The following is a 21099-nucleotide window of genomic DNA, read 5'->3' on the forward strand; positions in this document are numbered from 1 at the left end:
ACAAACGAATTAAATTGAGCAATTCCATAAGCTGGATTGATAAATCATGCACCCCGAATTCGACGTCGATCTGCTGCGCACCTTCGTCGCGGTGGTGGAAACGGGCAGCTTTACGAAGGCGTCGACGACCGTGCATCGTTCGCAGGCGGCGGTCAGCATGCAGATCAAGCGGCTCGAAACCATGCTGGGCACGACACTGTTCGCCCGCAACACACGCAATCTATCGCTCACGCGGCCAGGCAATACGTTGCTCGAATACGCGCGGCGTGTGCTGGCGTTGCATGAGGAGGCATGGTCGGCGATCGTGCGGCCGGAGGTGACCGGACGCGTGGTGCTCGGCGCGCCGGACGACTACGTGTCGTCGCTGCTGTCACCGGTGTTGCGGCGCTTTTCGAATCTGTATCCGCACGTGGAGATCGAGATCGTCTGCGCGCAGAGCACGTCGCTCGCGCCGATGCTCGCCGACAACAAGATCGATCTCGCCTTCGTCACGCGCGACCGCAAGCTGCGCGGTGAATTCGTGCGCAGTGAGCCGATGGTGTGGGTGGGGGCGTCGGTGGATACGCCGGTTCTGGCGGCCTCGCCGCTGCCGGTGGGACTCTATGAGCCCGGCTGCGTGGCGCGCCAGCACACGCTCGCCGCGCTCGACGGCGCGCGGATTCGTTATCGCGCCGCGTTCAGCAGCGCGAGCCTGATGGGACTGGTGGCGACCGTGGATGCGGGGTTGTCGGTGATTGCGCTCACGCGTTGCAGCGTGCCACCGCGGTTCGCGATTCTCGGCGAGGCGCAGGGCTTGCCGAAAATCGCGCCGCTCGAAATCGTGGTGGCGCGCAGCGCCAAGTCGGATCGTCCGACCTGCGACTATCTGGCCGCGCAGATGATGCAGGATCTGTCGCAGCGGCCTCAGGCTCAGGCACGCGCGTAGGCCGTCACTTCGCCGTCCACCGCGAGCCGCACCTGCTCGCCCGGCCGCGGGCAAAGATAGCCCGGCACCCGCGCGCGGACCATCGTCCGCGTCTCGGAGCGCAATTGCAGTGCGACGCCCGCGTCCTGCCCCTGAAAGATCACTTCCGTGACAACAGCGTCGTAGGATGCCGCGCCGTTGGGCGTCGTTTCTCCGGCACGCAGCAGACGGATCTGCTCGAGCCGCACCATCACGTCGACAGCGCCTTGGCCAATCGGCCCGGACAATGGCAATTCACCCAGTTCGCAACTCACGCGATCCCGCGTGGCCATGCCCGGCAGCAACACCGCCTCGCCGACGAACGATGCCAGTTCGCGCGTCACGGGCCGGCGATAAAGCGTCTCCGGCGTCGCCGTCTGGATCAGCCGGCCGTTCCACAACACCGCCACTTCATGCCCGAGCGACAACGCCTCGGACTGATCGTGCGTGACCAGCACGGCCGTCGCGCCGGTCGCGGCCAGCGCGCTGGCCACGGCCTGCCGGGTTTCGAGCCGCAACGCGGCGTCGAGCGACGAGAAGGGTTCGTCCAGCATCACCAGTGTGGGCGAGGGCGCGAGCGCGCGCGCCAGCGCGACGCGTTGCTGCTGGCCGCCCGACAACTGCTGCGGCGCGCGTTCGCCGAAGTTCGCCGGCAAGCCGACCAGTTCCAGCAACTCGGCCACGCGATGCCGCGCGCGCCGTTGGGCACGAGGCAAGCCGAACACGATGTTGTCCGCCACCGACAGATGCGGAAACAGCGCGCCTTCCTGCGGCACGTAGCCAATGCGCCGTTGTTCGGAAGGCACATGCAGACCGTCGCCGACCACCCGGCGGCCGTCGATTTCCACACTGCCGCTATCGGCGCGTTCGAAACCGCAAAGCAAACGCAATAAGGTGGTCTTGCCGCTGCCCGACGGACCCAGCAGCGCCAGCAGCGCGCCGCGTTCGACGGAGAGGTCGATGCCGTGCAGCACCGGCGTGCCGTCGAATGATTTTTCCAGCCCACGGATACGAAGTTCGCTCATGAAAATCCGATGGTAAAAGCGCGGCGCATTAGCTGCGTTCGCCGGGTAGTGCCGATTTACCGAGCAACGCGAACAGAAGGCCCGAGGCGAACAGCGAAATGCCGGTAAGCAACGCGGCATAGGGCGCCGCGGCGGCGAACGCCATCGTCGAGGTGTCGGCCCAGACCTGGGTGGCGAGCGTCTGCGTGTCGAGCGGGGAGAGCAGCAGCGTCGCGTTCAGTTCGGTGACGACCGAGATGAACACCATCGCCGCAGCGGCGCCGAGCCCTGGTCCGGCGAGCGGCAAGACCACGCGGAACAGCGTCTGCGACCAGTTCAGGCCGAGTGCGCGCGCGGTCTCTTCGAGGCGCGGCTGCGCCTGCATGAAGGCGGCGCGCACACTGACCAGCGCAAGCGGCATGAACAGCATGGCGTAGGCGATCACCAGCAGCGTCGCGCTCTGATAAAGCGGTTGCAGCGCATGCACCGCGAGCGACACGATCGCCAGCGCGATCACCAGACCCGGCACGCCTTGCGCGAGAAACACGGTGCGTTCGAACAAGGTCGCGAAACGCGTCGGATAGCGCACCAGCAGAAACGCAAGCGGCACCACCAGCAAGGTAGTCAGCAACGCCGCAGCGAGGCCGAAGCCAAGCGACGAGACCGTGGCATTGAACAGCAATTCAGGTGAGACGTCAGCCGGTGTGACGGCCGCGGCGCCAGGCTGCGTGAGCCAGTAGCCGATCATGGCGAGCGGCACGCCGAGCGTGGTGATCGAGAGCAACGCAAAGCCGGCGACGACGACCCAGCGCCATACGCCCAACTCGTAGCGTAAAACCGCACGACGTGTCCCGCGATCGACGCGTTCATAACGCGCCGCACCGCGCACGCGAAACTCGAAGGCCAGCACGATCAGGCAGATCACGATCAGCAGACAGGCGAACAACGAGGCGCCGCCGCCATCGAAACTGGTGCGGAATTCCGCGTAGATCTGCGTGGTGAATGTGCGAAAGCGCAGCAGCGTAAACGCGCCGAACTCGGACAATACACCGAGCGCGACCAGCAGCATGCCGCCGAGCAACGCGGGGCGCAGTTGCGGCAGCACCACGCGAATGAACGTGGTCCAACGGTTGCAACCGAGTGCGCGCGCGCTTTCTTCGAGCGCCGGATCCATGCCACGCAACGCGGCAGCGACCGGCAGATAGACCAGCGGAAAATACGCGCAGGTCAGCACCAGCAATGCGCCGTTGAAGTCCTGCAAGTCCTGGCTTAGCGAGACCCACGCATAGCTCGAGATAAACGCCGGCATGGCGAGCGGCGCGGCGCTCAACACGGCCCACGCGCGGCGCCCCGGCAAATGCGTGCGTTCGACGAACCACGCAGCCGCCGTGCCGATCACGGCCGACACCAGCGTGGTCGAGACGGTGATCATCAACGTATTGATCAGCAGTTCGCCGACCAGCGGCCGGAAGATCAGGTCGATCGCCTCGCCGACGCCGAAGCTCGCGGCGCGCCAGAACGTAAACGCAATCGGCAGCAACACCAGCAAAGCGCTGAGTGCCGCTGCCGCGAACAGACCGCGCGGCGCGCGCGAACGCACGCGCGCCGGGACGGTGGAGACAGCCGGTGGCCCGGCTGACAATGCTTCGCTCATTACAGCAGGCCTGCCTGGCGCAGCAGCTTGCCGGCCTGGCTATCGTCGCCGAGTTGCTGGATCGTCAGCGGCGGCGGACTCAGTTCGGCGAACGGCTTGAGGATCGGGTCCGGTGCGACGCCTGCGTGCAGCGGATATTCGAACATCACGTGGCTCTTCGCCATCAACTGTTGTGCACGGTCGCTCACCAGATACGCGAGAAACTTCTGCGCGCCGTCCGTGTTGTGCGCGGACTTCAGCACCGCAGCGCCCGACACGTTCACCGCAGCGCCAGCGTCGCCGTTGCCGAAGTGGTAGATCGCGCTGCGGGTCTTGCCGTCGCCGAGTTCGGCGTGCAGGCGCGCCCAGTAGTAGTTGTTGATCAGACCGGTGGCGACACCGCCGCGGTTCACGGCGGCGACCACGCCTTCGTCGTCGTCGAAAATCTGCGCGTTGGCTTTCAGGCCCTTGAGCCATTGCACCGTTTGCGCTTCGCCCTTCAGTGCGAGCACGGCGGAGACGAGCGGCAGGAAGTCGCCGTCGCTCGGAGCAATGCCGATCCTGCCTTTCCACTCCGGCTTGGCGAGATCGAACAGCGATTGCGGCAGTTGCGACGGCTGGACCTTGGTCGTGTTGTAGGCGAGCACGTTTTCACGCGCGGTCACCGCGACCCATGCGCCGCTCGGCGAGTTGAAACGCGTCGGCACGGTGGCGAGCGTCGAGGGATCCACCTTGTTCAGCAGACCCTTCTCTTCGAGCAGCATGAGCTCCGGCGAGTTCTCCGTGAAGTACACGTCGGCGGGCGTGGCGGCGCCTTCGGCGACGATCTGCGCGGCCATGGCCGGGCCTTCGCCGTTGCGGATCTTCACGGAGATGCCCGACTGCTTTTCGAAGTCCTTGGCGAGCAGATTGACGACCTGCTCGTGCTGCGCGTTATACAGCGTGATCGACGCGGCCTCTGCCGCGGACGGCACCGTCGCGACAGCGGCCAGCGTGAGGGCGACCGCGCTGCCCAGCGTATTGGCCAGGACACGCAGACGCGTGCCAAACGAGTTATAAGCCATGATCCAGAAGTCCGTTGTGATGTTGTTTTGATCTGTGTTTTGTCGACTGCGTGCGCTTTACGTCTCGAACAAGCCCGCGCCGATATAAGAACCCGGCTTCGCGCCCGGCGGCACGGCGAAGATCGCGCTGCCGACGTGCGTGGTGAACTGGTTCATCATGTCGAACTTGGCGAGCCTGTCGTTGATCGGAATGAAGCCGGTACGCGGGTCGCTTTGATGCGCGATAAAAATCAAGCCCGCGTCGTACTCAGTTTCCTGGCGCCATGGCGGCCAGCGCTCGATGTAGAAGTTCGTGCCGTCGTTATACGAGTACGAACGGCGCAAGATTTGCGCGCCGTTGTTGCTCGCCTGATTGGACAGACGCACGTGCGAGTTCTCCGGAATCACCGGATTGCCGTCCTTGTCTTCTTCCTTCAGGTCGACGGCGTCGAACTCGTTCTTCTTGCCGATCGGCGCGCCGCTGTATTTGTGGCGTCCGAACACCTGTTCCTGGAAGTCCAGTTCGGTGTTGTCCCAGTGCTCCAGCGTGATGCGGATGCGCCGCACGACGGTGTAGGTGCCGCCTTCCATCCACGGCGCGTCGACGCTGGCGCCGGCCCACACGAACTGGTTCATCAACGGCGGTTTGGCAGTGGACGGATTGTTGGTGCCGTCCTTGAAGCCCATCAGATTGCGCGGCGTCTGACCGCGCGGACCCGACAGAAAACCGGCCTGGCCCCAGCGCATCGCCGCCGCGCCATATGCCATGCGCGACAATTGACGCACCGCGTGAAACGCCACTTGCGCGTCGTTCGCACAGGCCTGGATGTACAGATCGCCGCCGGTCTTTTCCTTGATCAACTGGTCGCCGTTAAAGCGCGGCAGATCGACGAGCGCGGCGGGGCGGCGCGCCGCGAGCCCGTAGCGATCCTTGCCTTCATGCGTGAAAAGACCGGGGCCGAAGCCGAACGTGACCGTCAGTCCGTTGGGCCCGAGACCGAGCACGTCGCCGGAATCGGGCGCGGCTTTATTCTGGTCCGCATCGCCGGTCGGCAACGGCGCGGCCGTGCCACCTTGCGTGAGTCGCGCGGCGGCGTCGGTCCAGGCGCGCAGCAGCGCGATCACGTCGTCGCGCTTCTCGGTGGTGAGGTCGAGCGCGGCGACATAGGTATGACTCTGCTGCGGCGTGACGATGCCGCCCTGATGCACGCCGTAGAACGGTTCGACGGCCATCTGCGGATCGGCGAGAGCATGCGGCTGGGTTTTGCCGAGCGCGTTCTGCGATGTCGCCAGACCCGCGCCGAGGCTCGCGCCCGCCGCGACCGCGGCGCCGCCGGCCTTGAGAAACCCGCGCCGTGACGGCCGCGGGGGGTGATCGTTTGCCATGGTTACTTCACCTTCGTTCGGCTTTGGAACAGTCAGCTTATTTCGCGAGCACCAGCGTGTTCACGTCGTCCTGCACGTAGTAGAAACCGTCGCCTTCAGGCGTCAATGCGAGGCCGAACAGGTCGCCGTTGCCCGGAGGCGATTGCGCCTTGTCCGTGTCGATCCAGCGCGCGTAGATCTGCTTGCCGCTGGCCGGGTCGATTTCCACGATCTGGCCGTTCAGCGCGTTGGTCACGAGCAGGTGGCCGTTGGGTGCGGTCACCATCGCGAGCGGCCGGTGCAGCAGACCGTCGGCGGTCAGTTGACGGCCGACGCCCGCGCTCGTGTCGCGCGTCATCGGTTCGTCGATTTCGGTGATGCGGTTGCCGATCGCGTCGGACACGTACAGCAGTTTCTGATCGGTCGAGAGCGCGAGGCCGGTCGGGCCGACGAGAAACACGCCCTTGTCCGCCTGCGCGCCGAAGCCGCTGCCCACCACCGTTTCCTTCTTCACGACCGGCGGCTTGCCGGCTGGCACGTCGAGGTCCAGACGCAACACGGTGGCCTGCTTGAACACCGGCGGATTGCCGTCCGCACCGCCCACGCCGAAGCCGGCCATGCTGACGAACAGCGTGGCGCTGCTGCCGTTGTCGACGACCGCCATGTTGCCCCACGGATCGTTGATGTTCGGGCTGCTGATGGTCGAGGCGACCTTGCCTTGCGGATCGATCACGATCAGACAGCCGGCGCCCTTGGTGCCGGTGGTGCCGTCGTTGCTCGGCGTGCTGCCGATAATCACATAGCCGGACTTGAGCATGGTCATCGCGGTCGACAGGCCGATGCCGCCCGGGCATTCCTTCAGATCGCGCGGCACCGTCGCGAACACGGTCATCTCTTTGGTGTCCGGGTGATAGTCGATGATCGTGCTGCCGGTGCCCTGCAGATTGGTGGAGTTATTGAAGTTGCCGACCAGCACGTCGCCTTGCTTGACCGTGCCCGCCGAGACCGGCGCGACCACCACCGCGTACGGATTCTGGTCGCCGTTGCTCGGCACGGTGTTGATCAGTGTGGTGTGGTGCTTGACGGTTTCAAGGAAACCTTGCGGCTCGGCCTGCGCGCTGCCGGCCGTCACGAATGCGGCCGCACCGAGGGCGGCGGCAAACAGCGGCCATGCGAGGGCCCGCGCGGCGCGCGGCGAAAACCTGCGCGTGGGAGTGTTCACGATTGAGCCTCCGTGCCTGCGCACAAAGCGGTGATTGCGGTCATGATCGAAAGCATGGGATTCGATATTGTCGATAGCGTGTGAATTGGGCGCGAATGTCATCAGAAGTTGATGTTGGTCCGCACGCCGATGACGAACGTGTTGCGCAGCGGCTGCGTCGGATCGTTCGGATTCTGGCCGGCGCCGGCGTTGAACGTGTATTGCGCGTCGGCTTGCACTTGCCACCACGGATTGACCTGGTACTGATAGGTCGCTTCAAGCGCGGTTTCGCTGGTGCGAACGCCGTACGGGCCGTTGCTGAATGCGCGGGTGTCGGCGTCGAGCCCGTTCACGTGGTTGCCGACCTTGATGTAGGTGAGCGCGAGGCCCGCGCTGTCGTTGTCGCGTCCGGCGAACGGCGCCTTCATCACCACGCCGAGGTTGGCGGCGAGACTCACCAGGTTGCGATCGCCGGGCGCGCCCATCACGCGGGCGAATACGCCGATGCTGCGCGGCTCGTCAGGGTCGGGGCGCCAGATCATCTGGTCGGCCACCGCGTAAATGCTGTAGTCGCCGTGATGATTCTGGGCGATGCCGCTCGTTGCCGGATTCGCGAGCGACAAGCCGGTGTTGTCGTAGCGTTGGTCCGCGAAGCTGCCGTTGTTGTACCAGACGCCGAGTTTGTAGGTGCCGGGCAAACCGCCGCCGCCCGCGCCGACCATTTCGCCGTCGGCCGGCTGGTTGATCGCGTACTGCAACTCGCCGATGAACAGCGTGCCGTTGTGCAGGTTGAAGTTGGTGCCGCTCTTGTTGTTCGGGTTGTTGCCGAGCGGGTCGCCGTCGTACACGCCGGCGAGCGCCGTCAACGACGGCGTGATCTGGCCGCGCACGCGCACGCCGAGGTCGGACAGCGGGTACGCCGGGCCGCCGGACGGCATGTCGTACGAAGGCAGGGCGGGCCAGCCGAACATCGTGTTGACGAACAGCGCCGAGTACTGGCTCGTGATGAATTCCTGGTCGATACTTTGCTGACCGATCTTCACGTCGATGCGTTTGTTCAGGAACGATTGCTGGTACCACAATTCCCACAGACGGGTCGCGTCGTCCGCTTCGATGCCGCTCGCCGTGTTCAGCGTGCCGAGCTTGTTGGCACTGAGATTGGCGCCGTGGATCTGCAACGCGCTGACGTTAAACAGGCCGCCCGGCAGGCCGAACGCTTTTTGCGTGTCCAATTGCACGGTGCCGGTCGTCAGGCCGTCGTAGTCGGCGCCTTTCGCGAGACCGCCGCGCAGGTTGGCGAGCACTTCGCTGGTCTCGGTGAGCGTGAAGGTCACGCCGTATTTGCCGAGCCAGGGGCGCAGGCCGCCGATGTCGCCGAGCATCTGCTGGCGATTCCAGAAACCGGTCCACTGGTTCGTTTGGGTCGCCTGAATCTTCAGGTCGGCCTCGGGCGCTTCCGGCGCAGCGTCGGGATTGGCTTCGGCCATGGCGACGCCGGCTGTCAGCGACGCCCACGCGAACGCCGTGCAGAGCGCGGCACGCCGCATCGAGGGCAAACGCGAACGGCGCGTGAGATCGGCGCGCGTCGCGAAATCGCGAAACGGACGCGCTGCTGCGCCAGGTCCGTTGAAATGGGCGAACTTCATCGAAATCCTTATTGGTGTTGTATCGACTGATCTAAACCATCGCGGCGCGTCGCCGCATGCCCGCGATGTGCCGTATCGGTTCGCGACGCCCGGCACGGTAGATGGCGAGATCGTACGCATGCGACCTTGGGGAGTCAACACAAATGAGAACGATTCGCATCAATATTACTGACATATAACTTTGCTCTTTACGGACTGCTACTAGACGGCATTTGCAAGTAATTTGCGGTGAATATTGACGTAATGAAAACGAATGAATGCGGTCATATCCAGAGCTGCCGAGCTAACCACAACGGGTATGCAGGGGATGCGATATGACAAAACGCGGGGTGTCGGCGGCGTCGAACAGCGACTACGAAAACCGGTCAAGGCCACCGCTGCGAGTTGACCGCAAAAGCAGCTATGATCGACTCCCGAACCGCACAGACACGCGTGGCCAGTAAGCGTCCCGCGCGCAAACCCACACCGGAACCCTGCCGATGTCGCACACAGTGAATCTGGACAACTACTTCGCCCGCATCGGCTACGAAGGGCCGCGTGCGGCAACGCTGGAAGTGCTTCAGGCGCTTCACCGTTTGCACCCGCGCGCGATCCCGTTCGAGAACCTGAATCCGCTCACGCGGCGTCCGGTGAAACTGGACCTCGAATCGGTCGAACGCAAACTCGTCACCGAACGCCGCGGCGGCTACTGTTTCGAACAGAACGCGCTGTTCGCCGACGTGCTGATGCAGTTAGGCTTCACGGTCACGCCGTTGCTTGCGCGCGTGCTGTGGGGCCGGGAATCCGACACGCCGCCGCCGCGCACGCATATGGTGTTGCGCCTCGACATCGACAACGAAGCCTGGATTGCGGACGTGGGCTTCGGCAGCGTGACGCTGACCGCGCCGCTGCGCCTGACCGCCGGTCTCGCGCAGCCCACGGAACTCGGCACGTTCCGTCTCGCCGACGCAGCGCGCGAGGCGCTTTATCTCGAAGTCCAGGCGCGCGACGAAAGCTGGGCGCGGGTGTATCGCTTCGATTTGCATCCGGTCGAGTGGATCGATTACGAAACCTCGAACTGGTACACGTCGACTTCGCCGGAAGCGATTTTCGCGAGCACGCTGATCGTGTGCCGCGTGTTGCCCGAAGCGCGGCTCGCGCTACTCAACGACCAGCTGAGCGAGCGCGCGGCCGATGGGCGGCTCATCAGCGAACGGCAACTCAAGAGCGCCGGCGAACTGGCGGCGTGTCTGCGCGATCAGTTCGGCATCAACACCGGCGACCTCGACATCGCCGAGATATTCGACCGCGTGCGCACGCCGGCGCAAACCACGTAGCAATCACAACGCCATGGTCGCGCGCCTCATCTTTCAAACGGTGGTCTGGCTAGCGGGCATGGGCGCGCTGCTGTTCGGCGCGGCGGGCACCTTTGCGTGGCCGGCCGCGTGGTGGTATGTGATCGAGCTGGGTGTGCTGAGCCTATGGATCGGTTTGTGGCTGGCGCGTCATGATCCCGGGCTGCTCGCCGAGCGACTGTCGCCATTCGTGCAGGCGCAGCAAAGCCGCTGGGACCGCATTTTCATGGTGAGCGTCTCAGTGGCATGGTGCGCCTGGCTGATCCTGATGGCGCTCGACGCGATGCGCTTTCACTGGACCGCACCATTGCCCGTCGCGCTGGTCAGCCTCGGCTCGCTTTGCGTGGCGCTCTGCCTCTTCATGTGCCGCTTCGTATTCCAGGCCAATAGCTACGCCGCGCCGGTTGTGAAGATCCAGGCGAGCCGCGGACATAAGTTGATCGACACCGGGCTTTACGCGCACGTCCGTCACCCTATGTATTCCGCCGCGCTGCTGCTGTTCGTCGGCACGCCCTTGCTGCTCGGCTCGTGGTGGGGCCTGGCCTTCGTGCCCGTCATGGTGATCGGCGTCGGCTGGCGCGCGGTGCGCGAAGAGCGCGTATTGGCCGCGCAGCTCGACGGTTACGCGGACTACATGACGCGCGTGCGTTATCGCTTCGTGCCGTTCATCTGGTAGGACGCACCGGGCATGAGGCGCGCTCGCGCGTATTGGCTCAGCTTGCATCAACCTGTCTAGACAAAATGGATTGCGTTCGCTCCCGCCGCGACGCACGTCATTCATCTTTCCTGCATTAAAAACTCCCCGCAAAGCCGCGCCGCGCAGTGGCGACTAGGGGCTTACCCGATGATTCCGCCATTTTCTCGCAAATTCTCTTGCGACCGCTTTTTGACTCATGCAGACTTGTCTATACAAATTAAGCAGCGATTAAACATCCGGTTCGACGGTTTCCTCAATCAAAGGAGTTTCGACGTGAAAGTGAAGCGCTCAACGGCAGCAAAAGCATTGATCGGCGCCGTGCTCGGCGCCGCGGCGATTTTCGCGGCACCGGTGCAGGCCAAAGACTGGAAGACGGTGACGATCGCGCTTGAAGGCGGCTACGCGCCGTGGAATCTGACCTTGCCGGGCGGCAAGCTGGGCGGCTTCGAACCCGAACTGGTCGCCAACCTGTGCGAGCGCATCAAGCTGCAATGCAATCTGGTGGCGCAAGACTGGGACGGCATGATTCCCGGTTTGCAAGCGGGCAAGTTCGACGTCCTGATGGACGCGATCTCGATCACGCCAGAGCGTGAAAAGATCATCGCCTTCTCGAAGCCGTACGCCGCCACGCCCGCCACGTTTGCCGTGGCCGACGCGAAGGTGCTGCCCAAGGCGGCGCCGGGCGCCGGCGTCGTCAAGTTGTCGGGCGACCCGAAGGCCGACCAGCCGACCGTCGACGCGTTGCGCAAGCAGTTGAAGGGCAAGACCATCGGCATCCAGTCGGGCACGGTCTACACCAAGTTCATCAATGACGGCTTCAAGGACATCGCCACGATCCGCGTCTACAAGACCTCGCCCGAGCGCGATCTGGATCTGGCCAACGGCCGCATCGACGCCTCGTTCGACGACGTGACGTACTACGCCGCCAACATCGACAAGAAAGAAACCGCGTCGATCGTGATGGCCGGCCCGAAGATCGGCGGCCCGATTTGGGGCCCTGGCGAAGGCCTCGCGTTCCGCAAGCAGGACGCCGACCTGAGAGCGAAGTTCGACACCGCGATCAGCGCCGCGCTCGCCGACGGCACCGTCAAGAAGCTCTCCGACAAGTGGTTCAAAACCGACGTCACGCCTTGATTCGCCTTCACGTTAAGAGGTAACGGCAGGCGCGTGGCGACAACCTGCGCGCGCCGGCCGGTTCGATCCGCCGTAACGGATAAGAGGTAGGAAATGGCTCTGATACAGATGCTCGGCTTCGGGCCGGAAGGCTGGGGCGGCGTATTGCTGCTCGCGGCGTTGATGACGGTGGCGCTCACGCTCGCGGCGCTCGCGGTCGGCGCGGTGTTCGGCGCGCTGGTGGCGGCCGCCAAGCTGTCGCGCTTTCGCACGCTGCGCGTGATCGGCGATATCTACACCACGGTGTTTCGCGGCGTGCCTGAACTGCTCGTCATCTATCTGTTCTATTTCGGCGGCTCGACGCTCGTCACGACCGTCGGCCAGTGGTTCGGCGCGGAAGGCTTCGTCGGCGTGCCGCCGTTCGTGGTCGGCGCGCTGGCCGTGGGCATGATTTCGGGCGCCTATCAGGCCGAGGTGTACCGCTCGGCGGTGCTGGCGGTGTCGCGCGGCGAACTCGAAGCCGCGCGCTCGATCGGCATGCCGACGCTGACCATGGCCCGCCGCATCCTGATTCCGCAAGTGCTGCGTTTCGCGTTGCCGGGCATCGGCAACGTGTGGCAACTGAGCCTGAAGGACTCGGCGCTGATCTCGGTGACGGGGCTCGCCGAATTGCTGCGCACGAGTCAGGTGGCGGCGGGTTCCACGCATCAATACTTCACGTTCTTCGTCGTGGGCGGCGCGCTCTATCTGCTCATGACCAGCATCTCGAACCGCGTCTTCAACCGTGCCGAAGCGCACGTGGGCCGGTCCTTCAAGCGCAACTTCGCGCGTAACTGACAAGGGCGGCCATCATGCATTTCGACTTCGACTTTCTGTTCGACACGATCAAGCAATTGCTCGGGGCCGTGCCGACCACGCTCGGCCTGTTTTTCTGCTCGCTGATTCTCGGCGGCCTGCTATCGCTCGTGATCGTCACGATGCGCGTGTCGCCGCACTGGCTGCCGAATCGCTTCGCACGCGCCTACATCCTCGTGTTTCGCGGCTCGCCGCTGCTGATCCAGATGTTCCTCGTGTACTACGGCATGGGCCAGTTCGGCGTGATCCGCGAGAGCTTCCTCTGGCCGGTGCTGCGCGAGCCCTACATGTGCGCGGTGTTGTCGCTCGCGCTATGCACGGCCGGCTATACCGCTGAGATTATTCGCGGCGGTTTGATGGCCGTGCCAGTCGGCCAGATCGAAGCCGGTTATTCGATCGGCCTGTCGGGTTTCGCGCTGCTGCGCCGCGTGATCGGCCCGATCGCTTTGCGCCAGTGTTTGCCCGCGTATTCGACCGAAGCGGTGCTGCTCGTCAAATCGACGGCGCTCGCGAGTCTCGTCACCGTGTGGGAAGTCACCGGCGTCGCGCAGCAGATCATTCAGCAAACCTATCGCACGACGGAAGTGTTCATCTGCGCCGCGCTGATCTATCTGTTCCTGAATTTCGTCATCGTGCGACTGCTCGGCATGCTCGAAACGCGTCTGTCGCGCCATCTTCGCGCGGCGCGTCCGCAGGCCGCGGCGAACCGCCCGGTTTCCGCCACCACCGAAGCACGCCGCGCCGCGCCTTGAACGGCCGCCCATCCTGGATGAATCTGGAGAATCCCATGAACGCTACGGCACCCGTTGCACTGTCGGTCAAGAACATTCACAAATCGTTCGGCGATCACCACGTGCTCAAAGGCATTTCGCTCGACGCCCATCAGGGCGACGTGATCTCGATTCTCGGCGCGAGCGGTTCGGGCAAGAGCACGTTCCTGCGCTGTCTGAATCTGCTCGAAACGCCGGACGATGGTTCGGTCTCGCTCGCCGGCGAAGAGTTGAAAATGAAGCGTCGCGGCGACGGCAAACTGCAGCCGAGCGACCGCCGCCAGGTGGACCGGGTGCGCTCGCAACTCGGCATGGTGTTTCAGAACTTCAACCTCTGGTCGCACATGACCGTGCTGGAAAATCTGATCGAAGGACCGATGCGCGTGCAAAAGCGCAGCCGCGCCGAATCGGTGGAAGAGGCGGAAGCGCTGCTGGCGAAAGTCGGCCTCGCGGAAAAACGCGGCCACTATCCGGCGCATCTGTCGGGCGGTCAGCAACAACGCGTGGCGATTGCGCGCGCGTTGGCCATGCATCCGAAAGTGATGCTGTTCGACGAGCCGACCTCGGCGCTCGACCCCGAACTGGTGGGCGAAGTGCTGCGCGTGATGCGCTCGCTGGCCGAAGAGGGCCGCACCATGCTGGTGGTGACGCACGAGATGGGTTTCGCGCGCCATGTATCGAATCGTGTGATGTTCCTGCATCAGGGGCAAGTGGAAGCCGACGGCACACCCGACGAAGTGTTCGTCGAATGCAAGTCCGATCGCTTCCGGCAATTCGTTTCGAGCCATCAGGACCGCACCACCAACTGATCAGCATCACCAGGTAATCTACCAAGCAGAGCACTGACATGGCCGTGATCCGTTCCAATCGTCCTCTCGACTGGGCTCAGGTGGCAGCGGTTGCCGCCGGCGAGCCGCTCGAACTTTCCGCCGACGCCCGCGCGCGCATCGCGGCGGCGCGCGTGCTGGTCGAACAGATCGTCGAGCGCGGGATTCGCGCGTATGGCGTGAATACCGGCGTCGGCGCGCTGTGCGATGTCGTCGTTTCGCCGGGCGAGCAGCGCACGCTGTCGCGCAACATTCTGATGAGCCACGCGGTCGGCGTCGGTGCGCCGCTCGGCGCCGCCGAAACGCGCGCGGTCATGGCCGCGGCCGTCAACAACTTCGCGCACGGACATTCGGGGATTCGCCTCGAAGTCGCGGACCAACTGGTGGCGCTGCTCAACGCGGATTGCCTGCCGGAAGTGCCGGCGTTCGGCTCGGTCGGGTATCTGAGCCATATGGCGCACATCGCGCTCGTTTGCATCGGCGAGGGCTACGCGCGCTATCGCGGCGAGCGGATCAAAGGACGCGACGCGCTGCAGCGCCTCGGGCTCGAACCGCTCGTGCTCGAAGCCAAGGAAGGACTGAGTCTCGTCAACGGCACGCCGTGCGTCACGGGCCTCGCCGCGTTGGCGCTCGCGCGCGCCGAACGCCTGCTCGACTGGACCGATATGGTCGCCTCGATGAGCTTCGAGAATCTGCGCGGTCAGCTTGCCGCTTTCGACGAAGAGTCGCTGGCCTTGCGTATCTCGCCGGGCCTGAACCTGGTCGGCGGACGGATGCGCGCCGCGCTGGCCGATAGCGGGATTCTCGCGGCGGTGGTCGGCCAACGCACGCAAGACCCGCTGAGCATGCGGACCATTCCGCACGTGCACGGCGCCGCGCGCGACGTGCTCACCGCGACCGCCGACGTGGTCAATCGCGAACTCGCGTCGATCACCGACAACCCGATCGTCGCCGGCACGCCGGAGGAGCCGCGCGTGTATTCGCAGGCGCACGCAGTGGGTGCCTCGATCGCGCTGGCCATGGACAGCCTCGCCACCGCGATCGCACAAGTCGCCGCAATGGCCGAGCGGCGCCTCGACCGTCTGGTCAATCCGCTGGTGAGCGGCTTGCCGGCGTTTCTCGCGGAGCCGGGCGGCACCTGTTCCGGCTTCATGATCGCGCAGTACACGGCGGCGTCGCTGGTCGCGCAGAACCGGCGGCTGGCGCTGCCCGCGAGTCTCGACGGCGGCATCACCTCGGCCTTGCAGGAAGATCATCTGTGCCATGCCACGCCCGCCGCGTTAAAGGCGCTGGAAATCATCGACAACGCCGGGCGCATCGTCGCGATCGAATTGCTGGCGGCCGCGCAAGCCTACGACCTGCAAAGTATCGACGCGCCACGCGCGCCGCACACCGGCGCGCTCTGGCAGCGCGTGCGCCGCGTCGTGCCGACTTACCGCGACGACCGTCCGCTTGCGGACGACATGAGCGTGGCCTTTCGCATGATCGCCGACGAGGCGCCGCCACCGTTGCCGAACCCTGGTAAGATTGGCCCCCGGCCGCTCAGGTCCGCCGGCGGCGCGGACCTTGCGGCACCTGGCACGCTCGTAAATCTGGCGGCCGCGGGTCACGTGCGTGCGGCGGCGGGCGTCGCCGTCAACGACGGCCAGGCTGCCGCGCACATCGCATGACGCAGACGATGCCGGTGAGCGGGCTATCCGCCGGCAAGCCGGCCATGGTGTACCAACCAGGTACAACCGGCGTACCACCCACGAGGTCGGAGTGAACACAACTACAAGCACGCGAACCGCGGAGATGCAGGGCCGCCCTGATCGCAGCCAGGAGACACCGGCGAAAGCCATGCCGGCCTATGAACAGATCAAGCGCTATGTAATCAGGCGCATCAGCGAAGGGGACTGGAAACCCGGCGGACTGATTCCGTCCGAGACTGAACTGGTGAAGGAGTTCGGCGTCGCACGCATGACGGTGTCGCGCGCGTTGCGCGAATTGACTACCGAACGCGTGCTCACACGCGTGCAAGGTTCCGGCACGTTCGTCGCGCCGCAGCGCTACGAATCGACGGTGCTGGAGATCCGCAATATCGCCGACGAAATCGCCGCGCGCGGCCATCGCCATTCGGCACGCGTGCTGACGCTCGAACCGAGCGACGACCCGCAGGCGCTGGAAGCGCTCGGTCTCGCCAGCGGGCCGGCCTTTCATTCGTGCATCGTGCACAGCGAGGAGGGCGAGCCGATCCAGTACGAGGACCGCTACGTCAACCCGAAGGTGTTCCCGGATTATCTGAACCAGGATTTCACGATCGAGACGCCGAATCACTACATGGTGCGGCTCGCGCCGATTCAGCGCGCCGAGTTTCGCATCTATGCGCAGAAGCCTGACGCCTATGTGCGCCGGCATCTGCTAATGGATATCGGCGAGCCGTGTCTGCAACTCTGGCGCCGCACGTGGGTGGGCGACGACGTGGCGACGTCGGTGCAGTTGTGGCATCCGGCGTCGCGTTTTCATTTGGCGGGGAACGTCTAACGCGATTCAACACGCAACGCGTTTTCACCCCTGGCGTTGCGACAACTCCGGCGAGAAGCGGCAGCCGAGCCGGTAGCGCGACCCAGGGTGCACGAAACGCGCGAACGTGACTGCCACGCCGCTCGTCCACGTGCGGCGCATCAGCGTGAGGCAGGGTTCCTCGGCGCGAATTTCAAGCAGTTCCGCTTCGGCGCGCGTGGGCAGGCCGGCGTCGACCACGTGCTCGACGTCGTGCGCCGGTACGATCTCGAACAGATATTCCGACGGCCGCACCACCGAAAAATCCTGCAGCAGAAAATCCGGCGCGATGGCCGGATTCACATAGCGATCTTCGAGTTGCACCGGCAAGCCGTTCTCGCGATGCACGCAAATCACATGAAATACCGAAGCGCCCGGCGCGAGGCCTAACGCGTTCGACACCATCACGGACGCCGTCTCGCGTTGCGACAGGACCGTATCGCAGCGATATTCATGGCCCCGCGAGCGGATCTCGTCGCCGATATGGGCGATCATCAGCAGTGTGGATTGCGGCTTGCTTTGCGCGACGAAAGTGCCGACGCCCGAGACGCGCGTCACGAGTCCTTCTTCGGCAAGTTCGCGCAGCGCCCGATTGACCGTCATGCGCGACACGCCAAGCGTCGCGACCAGATCGAGTTCCGACGGCAGACGGTCACCCGCGCGGCGCTCGCCCGATTCGATGATCTGCCGGATATGGCTCTTGACCTGTTCGTAGCGCGCGGCAGGCGCGTCGGCCGCGGCGCGCGCGGCTTTCAGCGCCGGCGCGGAAAGCGGCTTGTCGTGAGCGCGGCTGCGGACTGTGGAGGACATGGCGGCTCTTGCGTCAGTGTCCGCATAAGGCAGGAAGAAGCTGGCGGCGCGCGTTCATAGCGGGAAGAAGCTGGCGGCGCGCGTTCATAGCGGCTGTGCGTCGTTGGGCCCACGCGTCCAGAATGCGTTGCGGTCGAAGTAGTTTTGCAGGAACTGCCGCAAGCGCGGTTGTCCCGCGTCGTGAAAGACATCGCGCGGTTTGCCTTGCACGGCGATCCGGCCTTGATCGATGAACATGACTTTGTCCGCGACCTGCGCGGCGAAGCCCATTTCGTGTGTGACCACCGCCATCGTCATGCCGTCGCGCGCGAGCTGTTTCATGACTTGCAGAACTTCGCCGACCAGTTCCGGATCGAGCGCCGAAGTAGGCTCGTCGAATAGCATGATGTGCGGTTCCATTGCCAGGGCTCGTGCGATCGCCACGCGCTGCTGCTGGCCGCCGGAAAGTTTGGCGGGATACGCGTCGCCCTTGTGCGCGAGGCCGACTGTGTCGAGCATCGCGTTGGCGCGGCGGCGCGCTTCGTCGCGCGACAGATGGCGCACACGCAGCAGCGATTCCATCACGTTGCCGAGCGCCGTCATATGCGGCCACAAGTTGAACTGCTGAAACACCATGCCGACATTGCGCCGCACGCGATTGATTTCGCTTTGCGACGCGCGCACGCGTTTGCCGTTGCGCTCGCTGTAGCCGAGCAGTTCGCCTTCTATGCGCACGTCGCCCTGATCGTAGGTTTCGAGCGCGGCGAGACAGCGCAGCAGTGTGCTCTTGCCCGAGCCCGATGGCCCGATGATGCACACCACTTCCGAGCGCGCAATCTCGAGATCGACGCCGCGCAGCACTTCGACTTCGCCGAAGCGTTTGCGCAGGTCGCGCACTTCGATCAGCGGCGCGCCGGACGAAAGTCCGACGCTGGTGGAGGACGCGGAGGAGGGCATGTCGGCGATAGCGTTCATAGGAGAATCCTCTTTCCGTTTATGCCATGAAGCGCGCGATGCGCGTTTCGGCCCACATGCCCGCGCGCGAAGTCAGTTCGACCAGCGCGAGGTAGCACACGCACAGCACCAGCAGCGTTTCGACGAAAGCAAACGTGGCCGAGCCGATGCCGGTCAGCACGAACGTGAGTTCGGGCACGGTGACGATGGACAGCACGGCCGTTTCCTTGCTCAACACGATAATCAGATTGGTCAGCGCGGGCACGATCAGCACGAGCATTTGCGGCACCTGAATGCGCAGGACCGCTTGCCAGCGCGTGAGGCCAAGACACGAGGCCGCTTCGAGATGACCCGGCGGCACCGATTGAAAGCCGGAGCGAAACGCTTCGGCGAAATACGCGCTGCCGTAGAGGCCCAAACCGAGCACGCCGGCGGTCATCGGTTCGAGCGTGAGGCCGAAAGACGGGCCGCCGTAATACAGCAAAAAGAGTTGCACGAGAAACGGCGTGCCGCGAAACAGTTCGATATAGATGCGCAACACGCCGCGCACCCAGCGTCCGCAAAAGAGTTGCAGCACGGCGATCAGAAAGCCGATCAGGATGCCGATCGCGACGCCCGCGGCCCACGTGCCGAGCGTCGTGGCGAGGCCCGCGGCGATCGGCTGCAGGTTGTGGGTGATGACGGCGGGATCGAGCGTTTGCATGGCGTGATGTCGATGTCGGGCTCAGGCGTGCTGCAAGCGGTATTCGGCGGCGTGCGCGACGAGCGCGAGCGCGCCGCAGATCACGAAGTAGATCAGCCCGGCCGCGACGTACGCTTCCAGCGGACGATACGTGCTGGCCGCAATGTTCTGCGCAGTGCGCGTCAACTCGGCCACGCCCACCACCGAGATCAGCGACGAAGCCTTGATGAGCAGCACCATTTCATTGACGAGCGAGGGCAGCGTCAACCGGAACGCCTGCGGCACGAGAATGCGGCGCAGCATGTCGAACGGCGAAAGCCCGAGCATGCGCGCGGCTTCGAGGTGACCCGCCGGAACGCTGAGAAAACCGCCGCGCAGAATCTCGGCGATATACGAGGCGGAGCATAACGACACAGCGCTGAGCGCCGCCACGATCGGCGACACGTTGATGCCCGCGAACGGCAACAGGTAGTACACGAGCAGCAACTGCACCAGCATCGGCACGCCGCGAAAGAAGAACACATAGGCGCCGCCGAACATGCGCGCCGCGCGGTTCGGCGAGAGGCGCGCCGCGCACACGCCGATCGCGACGAAGAAGCCAATCAGGAGACCCGTCAGCGAAATGCCGATGGTGGCGAGTGCCGCGTGCAGCAGCAGCGGCAAGCCCTGGAGGAAGACGGTCGTGCTGAACATAAGCGTCGCACTCGCTGGAACGGGGAGGGCGATGCGGGGCGTTGAGGCGCCCGCATCGCGTGCATCAGGACATGTGTATCGACATCAGAGCGTCGATCAATAGTTCGGTGTGGGCATGGTGGTCGGCGCATCCATCGCGACGCCGAACCATTTCTTCTGCAACGTGGCGAGACGTCCGTCGTTGTGCATTTTCACGAGCGCGGCGTTGAACGCATCGGCGAGCGGTTTGCTGTCTGCGTCTTTACGCAGACAGTAGGCGAAGTACACCTTCGCGCCGAACGGCGGCTGCACCACGGCGAACGTTTCCGGGCGCTGCTTGGCCACGTACGCGATGTTCGTCATGGAGTTCGCGACCGCCGCGATCCGGCCGGCGGCAAGATCGGCGTAAGCCTGATTGTTGTCGACGTATTCGCGGATTTCAGGCGGCTTCGGCAACGTGGCGACGTAGGCTTTCAACTGGTCGAGTTGCGCCGAGCCCTTGCCCGCGCCGACCGTCTTACCGGCGATATCCGACGATTGTTTGACGGAGGTATCGTTCGCGCGTTTGAGCAGCGCGTCGGTGGCGTCCGCGACGGGTAGCGTGTACGTATAGCGCTCCATGCGCGCCTTGGTGACGGTGAGTGGGCCGCCCACCATGTCGAACTTGCCGGCTTCGAGACCCGGCAGCACGCTCGGCCACGGCAAGTCGATAAAGCGCACCTTTACGCCCATTTCCTTGCCGACTTCGGCGAACAGGTCCTTGTTGAAGCCTGCCTGCTGACCGTTTTCGAGGAAGTCGAAGGGCGCGAACTGCATCTCGGTGCCGACCACCAGTTCGCCGGCTTTCTTCACTTTGGCGAGCTGGTCTTCCGCGTGGGCGGTGACGCTTGCTGCGCACAACGCCAGCATGACCAAACGACACTTCCAGCCTGCAAGGATGCTCATGAGATTCTCCGGTTGGCAAAGCGGTGTCGCGCGAAAGTGCTGCATGAAACGAGTCCGGTGCGAACTCGGCGCGAGTCATGCGAGG

At 64.5% G+C, this 21099-nt stretch carries 20 protein-coding genes; 9 read left to right on the forward strand and 11 right to left on the reverse strand.

The window, feature by feature from the left end:
- Positions 1–46: 46 nt before the first annotated feature.
- Complete coding sequence (locus B0G71_RS21805) at positions 47–925, forward strand: LysR substrate-binding domain-containing protein (protein WP_116121266.1); 879 nt, start codon at positions 47–49, stop codon at positions 923–925.
- On the opposite strand, the gene B0G71_RS21810 is transcribed toward B0G71_RS21805, so the two are convergent.
- The 6 genes from B0G71_RS21810 to B0G71_RS21835 form a co-directional block, all read right to left on the reverse strand.
- A complete protein-coding gene (locus tag B0G71_RS21810; protein ID WP_116144059.1) occupies positions 910–1968 on the reverse strand; it encodes an ABC transporter ATP-binding protein in 1059 nt (352 codons plus the stop codon). The genes B0G71_RS21805 and B0G71_RS21810 overlap by 16 nt on opposite strands.
- Positions 1969–1996: 28 nt before the next feature.
- Entirely contained in the window at positions 1997–3601 is a 1605-nt protein-coding gene (locus tag B0G71_RS21815) for an iron ABC transporter permease (RefSeq protein ID WP_116144060.1), read from the reverse strand.
- Entirely contained in the window at positions 3601–4644 is a 1044-nt protein-coding gene (locus B0G71_RS21820; RefSeq protein WP_116144062.1) for an iron ABC transporter substrate-binding protein, read from the reverse strand. Before B0G71_RS21820 ends, B0G71_RS21815 begins: the two co-directional genes overlap by 1 nt.
- 57 nt (positions 4645–4701) lie before the next feature.
- The gene (efeB, locus tag B0G71_RS21825; RefSeq protein WP_116144064.1) at positions 4702–6009 is read right to left on the reverse strand and encodes an iron uptake transporter deferrochelatase/peroxidase subunit; all 1308 of its coding nucleotides are present in this window, start codon (positions 6007–6009) and stop codon (positions 4702–4704) included.
- Positions 6010–6046: 37 nt separating this feature from the next.
- On the reverse strand, positions 6047–7210 hold the full coding sequence (locus B0G71_RS21830; protein WP_116148764.1) for a hypothetical protein: 1164 nt from the start codon (positions 7208–7210) through the stop codon (positions 6047–6049).
- 101 nt (positions 7211–7311) lie between these two features.
- Positions 7312–8835 carry a carbohydrate porin gene (locus B0G71_RS21835; RefSeq protein ID WP_116144066.1) on the reverse strand — a complete coding sequence of 508 codons (1524 nt, stop codon included), beginning with the start codon at positions 8833–8835 and terminating at the stop codon, positions 7312–7314.
- Positions 8836–9314: 479 nt separating this feature from the next.
- Here B0G71_RS21835 and B0G71_RS21840 point away from each other — a divergent pair, with 479 nt between their 5' ends.
- The 8 genes from B0G71_RS21840 to hutC (B0G71_RS21875) all read left to right on the forward strand — a co-directional run bounded on the left by B0G71_RS21840 (position 9315) and on the right by hutC (B0G71_RS21875) (position 16954).
- The gene (locus B0G71_RS21840) at positions 9315–10151 is read left to right on the forward strand and encodes an arylamine N-acetyltransferase (RefSeq protein ID WP_116144068.1); all 837 of its coding nucleotides are present in this window, start codon (positions 9315–9317) and stop codon (positions 10149–10151) included.
- 13 nt (positions 10152–10164) lie between these two features.
- Positions 10165–10845, forward strand: a complete 681-nt coding sequence (locus B0G71_RS21845) for an isoprenylcysteine carboxylmethyltransferase family protein (RefSeq protein WP_116144070.1) — start codon at positions 10165–10167, stop codon at positions 10843–10845.
- A 294-nt stretch (positions 10846–11139) separates the two neighbouring features.
- Complete coding sequence (locus tag B0G71_RS21850; RefSeq protein WP_116144072.1) at positions 11140–12000, forward strand: transporter substrate-binding domain-containing protein; 861 nt, start codon at positions 11140–11142, stop codon at positions 11998–12000.
- 93 nt (positions 12001–12093) lie between these two features.
- Entirely contained in the window at positions 12094–12816 is a 723-nt protein-coding gene (locus tag B0G71_RS21855; protein WP_106280532.1) for an ABC transporter permease, read from the forward strand.
- A 14-nt stretch (positions 12817–12830) separates the two neighbouring features.
- A complete protein-coding gene (locus B0G71_RS21860) occupies positions 12831–13586 on the forward strand; it encodes an ABC transporter permease (protein ID WP_106280534.1) in 756 nt (251 codons plus the stop codon).
- A 35-nt stretch (positions 13587–13621) separates the two neighbouring features.
- Complete coding sequence (locus B0G71_RS21865) at positions 13622–14413, forward strand: ABC transporter ATP-binding protein (RefSeq protein ID WP_012426714.1); 792 nt, start codon at positions 13622–13624, stop codon at positions 14411–14413.
- 38 nt (positions 14414–14451) lie between these two features.
- Positions 14452–16101, forward strand: coding sequence for a histidine ammonia-lyase (hutH, locus tag B0G71_RS21870; RefSeq protein WP_116144074.1), 1650 nt, complete (start codon positions 14452–14454; stop codon positions 16099–16101).
- A gap of 124 nt (positions 16102–16225) precedes the next feature.
- Entirely contained in the window at positions 16226–16954 is a 729-nt protein-coding gene (gene hutC, locus B0G71_RS21875) for a histidine utilization repressor (RefSeq protein ID WP_181196532.1), read from the forward strand.
- Between the two features lie 24 nt (positions 16955–16978).
- Here hutC (B0G71_RS21875) and hutC (B0G71_RS21880) read toward each other — a convergent pair whose 3' ends face one another.
- The 5 genes from hutC (B0G71_RS21880) to B0G71_RS21900 all read right to left on the reverse strand — a co-directional run bounded on the left by hutC (B0G71_RS21880) (position 16979) and on the right by B0G71_RS21900 (position 21014).
- Complete coding sequence (gene hutC, locus B0G71_RS21880; RefSeq protein ID WP_116144076.1) at positions 16979–17782, reverse strand: histidine utilization repressor; 804 nt, start codon at positions 17780–17782, stop codon at positions 16979–16981.
- Between the two features lie 84 nt (positions 17783–17866).
- Positions 17867–18736: an amino acid ABC transporter ATP-binding protein gene (locus B0G71_RS21885; protein WP_116144078.1), complete on the reverse strand. Its 870-nt coding sequence runs from the start codon at positions 18734–18736 to the stop codon at positions 17867–17869.
- 19 nt (positions 18737–18755) lie between these two features.
- On the reverse strand, positions 18756–19418 hold the full coding sequence (locus B0G71_RS21890; RefSeq protein ID WP_116144080.1) for an amino acid ABC transporter permease: 663 nt from the start codon (positions 19416–19418) through the stop codon (positions 18756–18758).
- Between the two features lie 21 nt (positions 19419–19439).
- Positions 19440–20090, reverse strand: coding sequence for an amino acid ABC transporter permease (locus B0G71_RS21895; protein WP_116144082.1), 651 nt, complete (start codon positions 20088–20090; stop codon positions 19440–19442).
- 96 nt (positions 20091–20186) lie between these two features.
- Positions 20187–21014, reverse strand: coding sequence for a transporter substrate-binding domain-containing protein (locus B0G71_RS21900; RefSeq protein ID WP_116144084.1), 828 nt, complete (start codon positions 21012–21014; stop codon positions 20187–20189).
- Positions 21015–21099: the final 85 nt, after the last annotated feature.

This window comes from Paraburkholderia sp. BL27I4N3, assembly GCF_003386115.1.
In the GTDB taxonomy this organism is placed as follows: domain Bacteria; phylum Pseudomonadota; class Gammaproteobacteria; order Burkholderiales; family Burkholderiaceae; genus Paraburkholderia.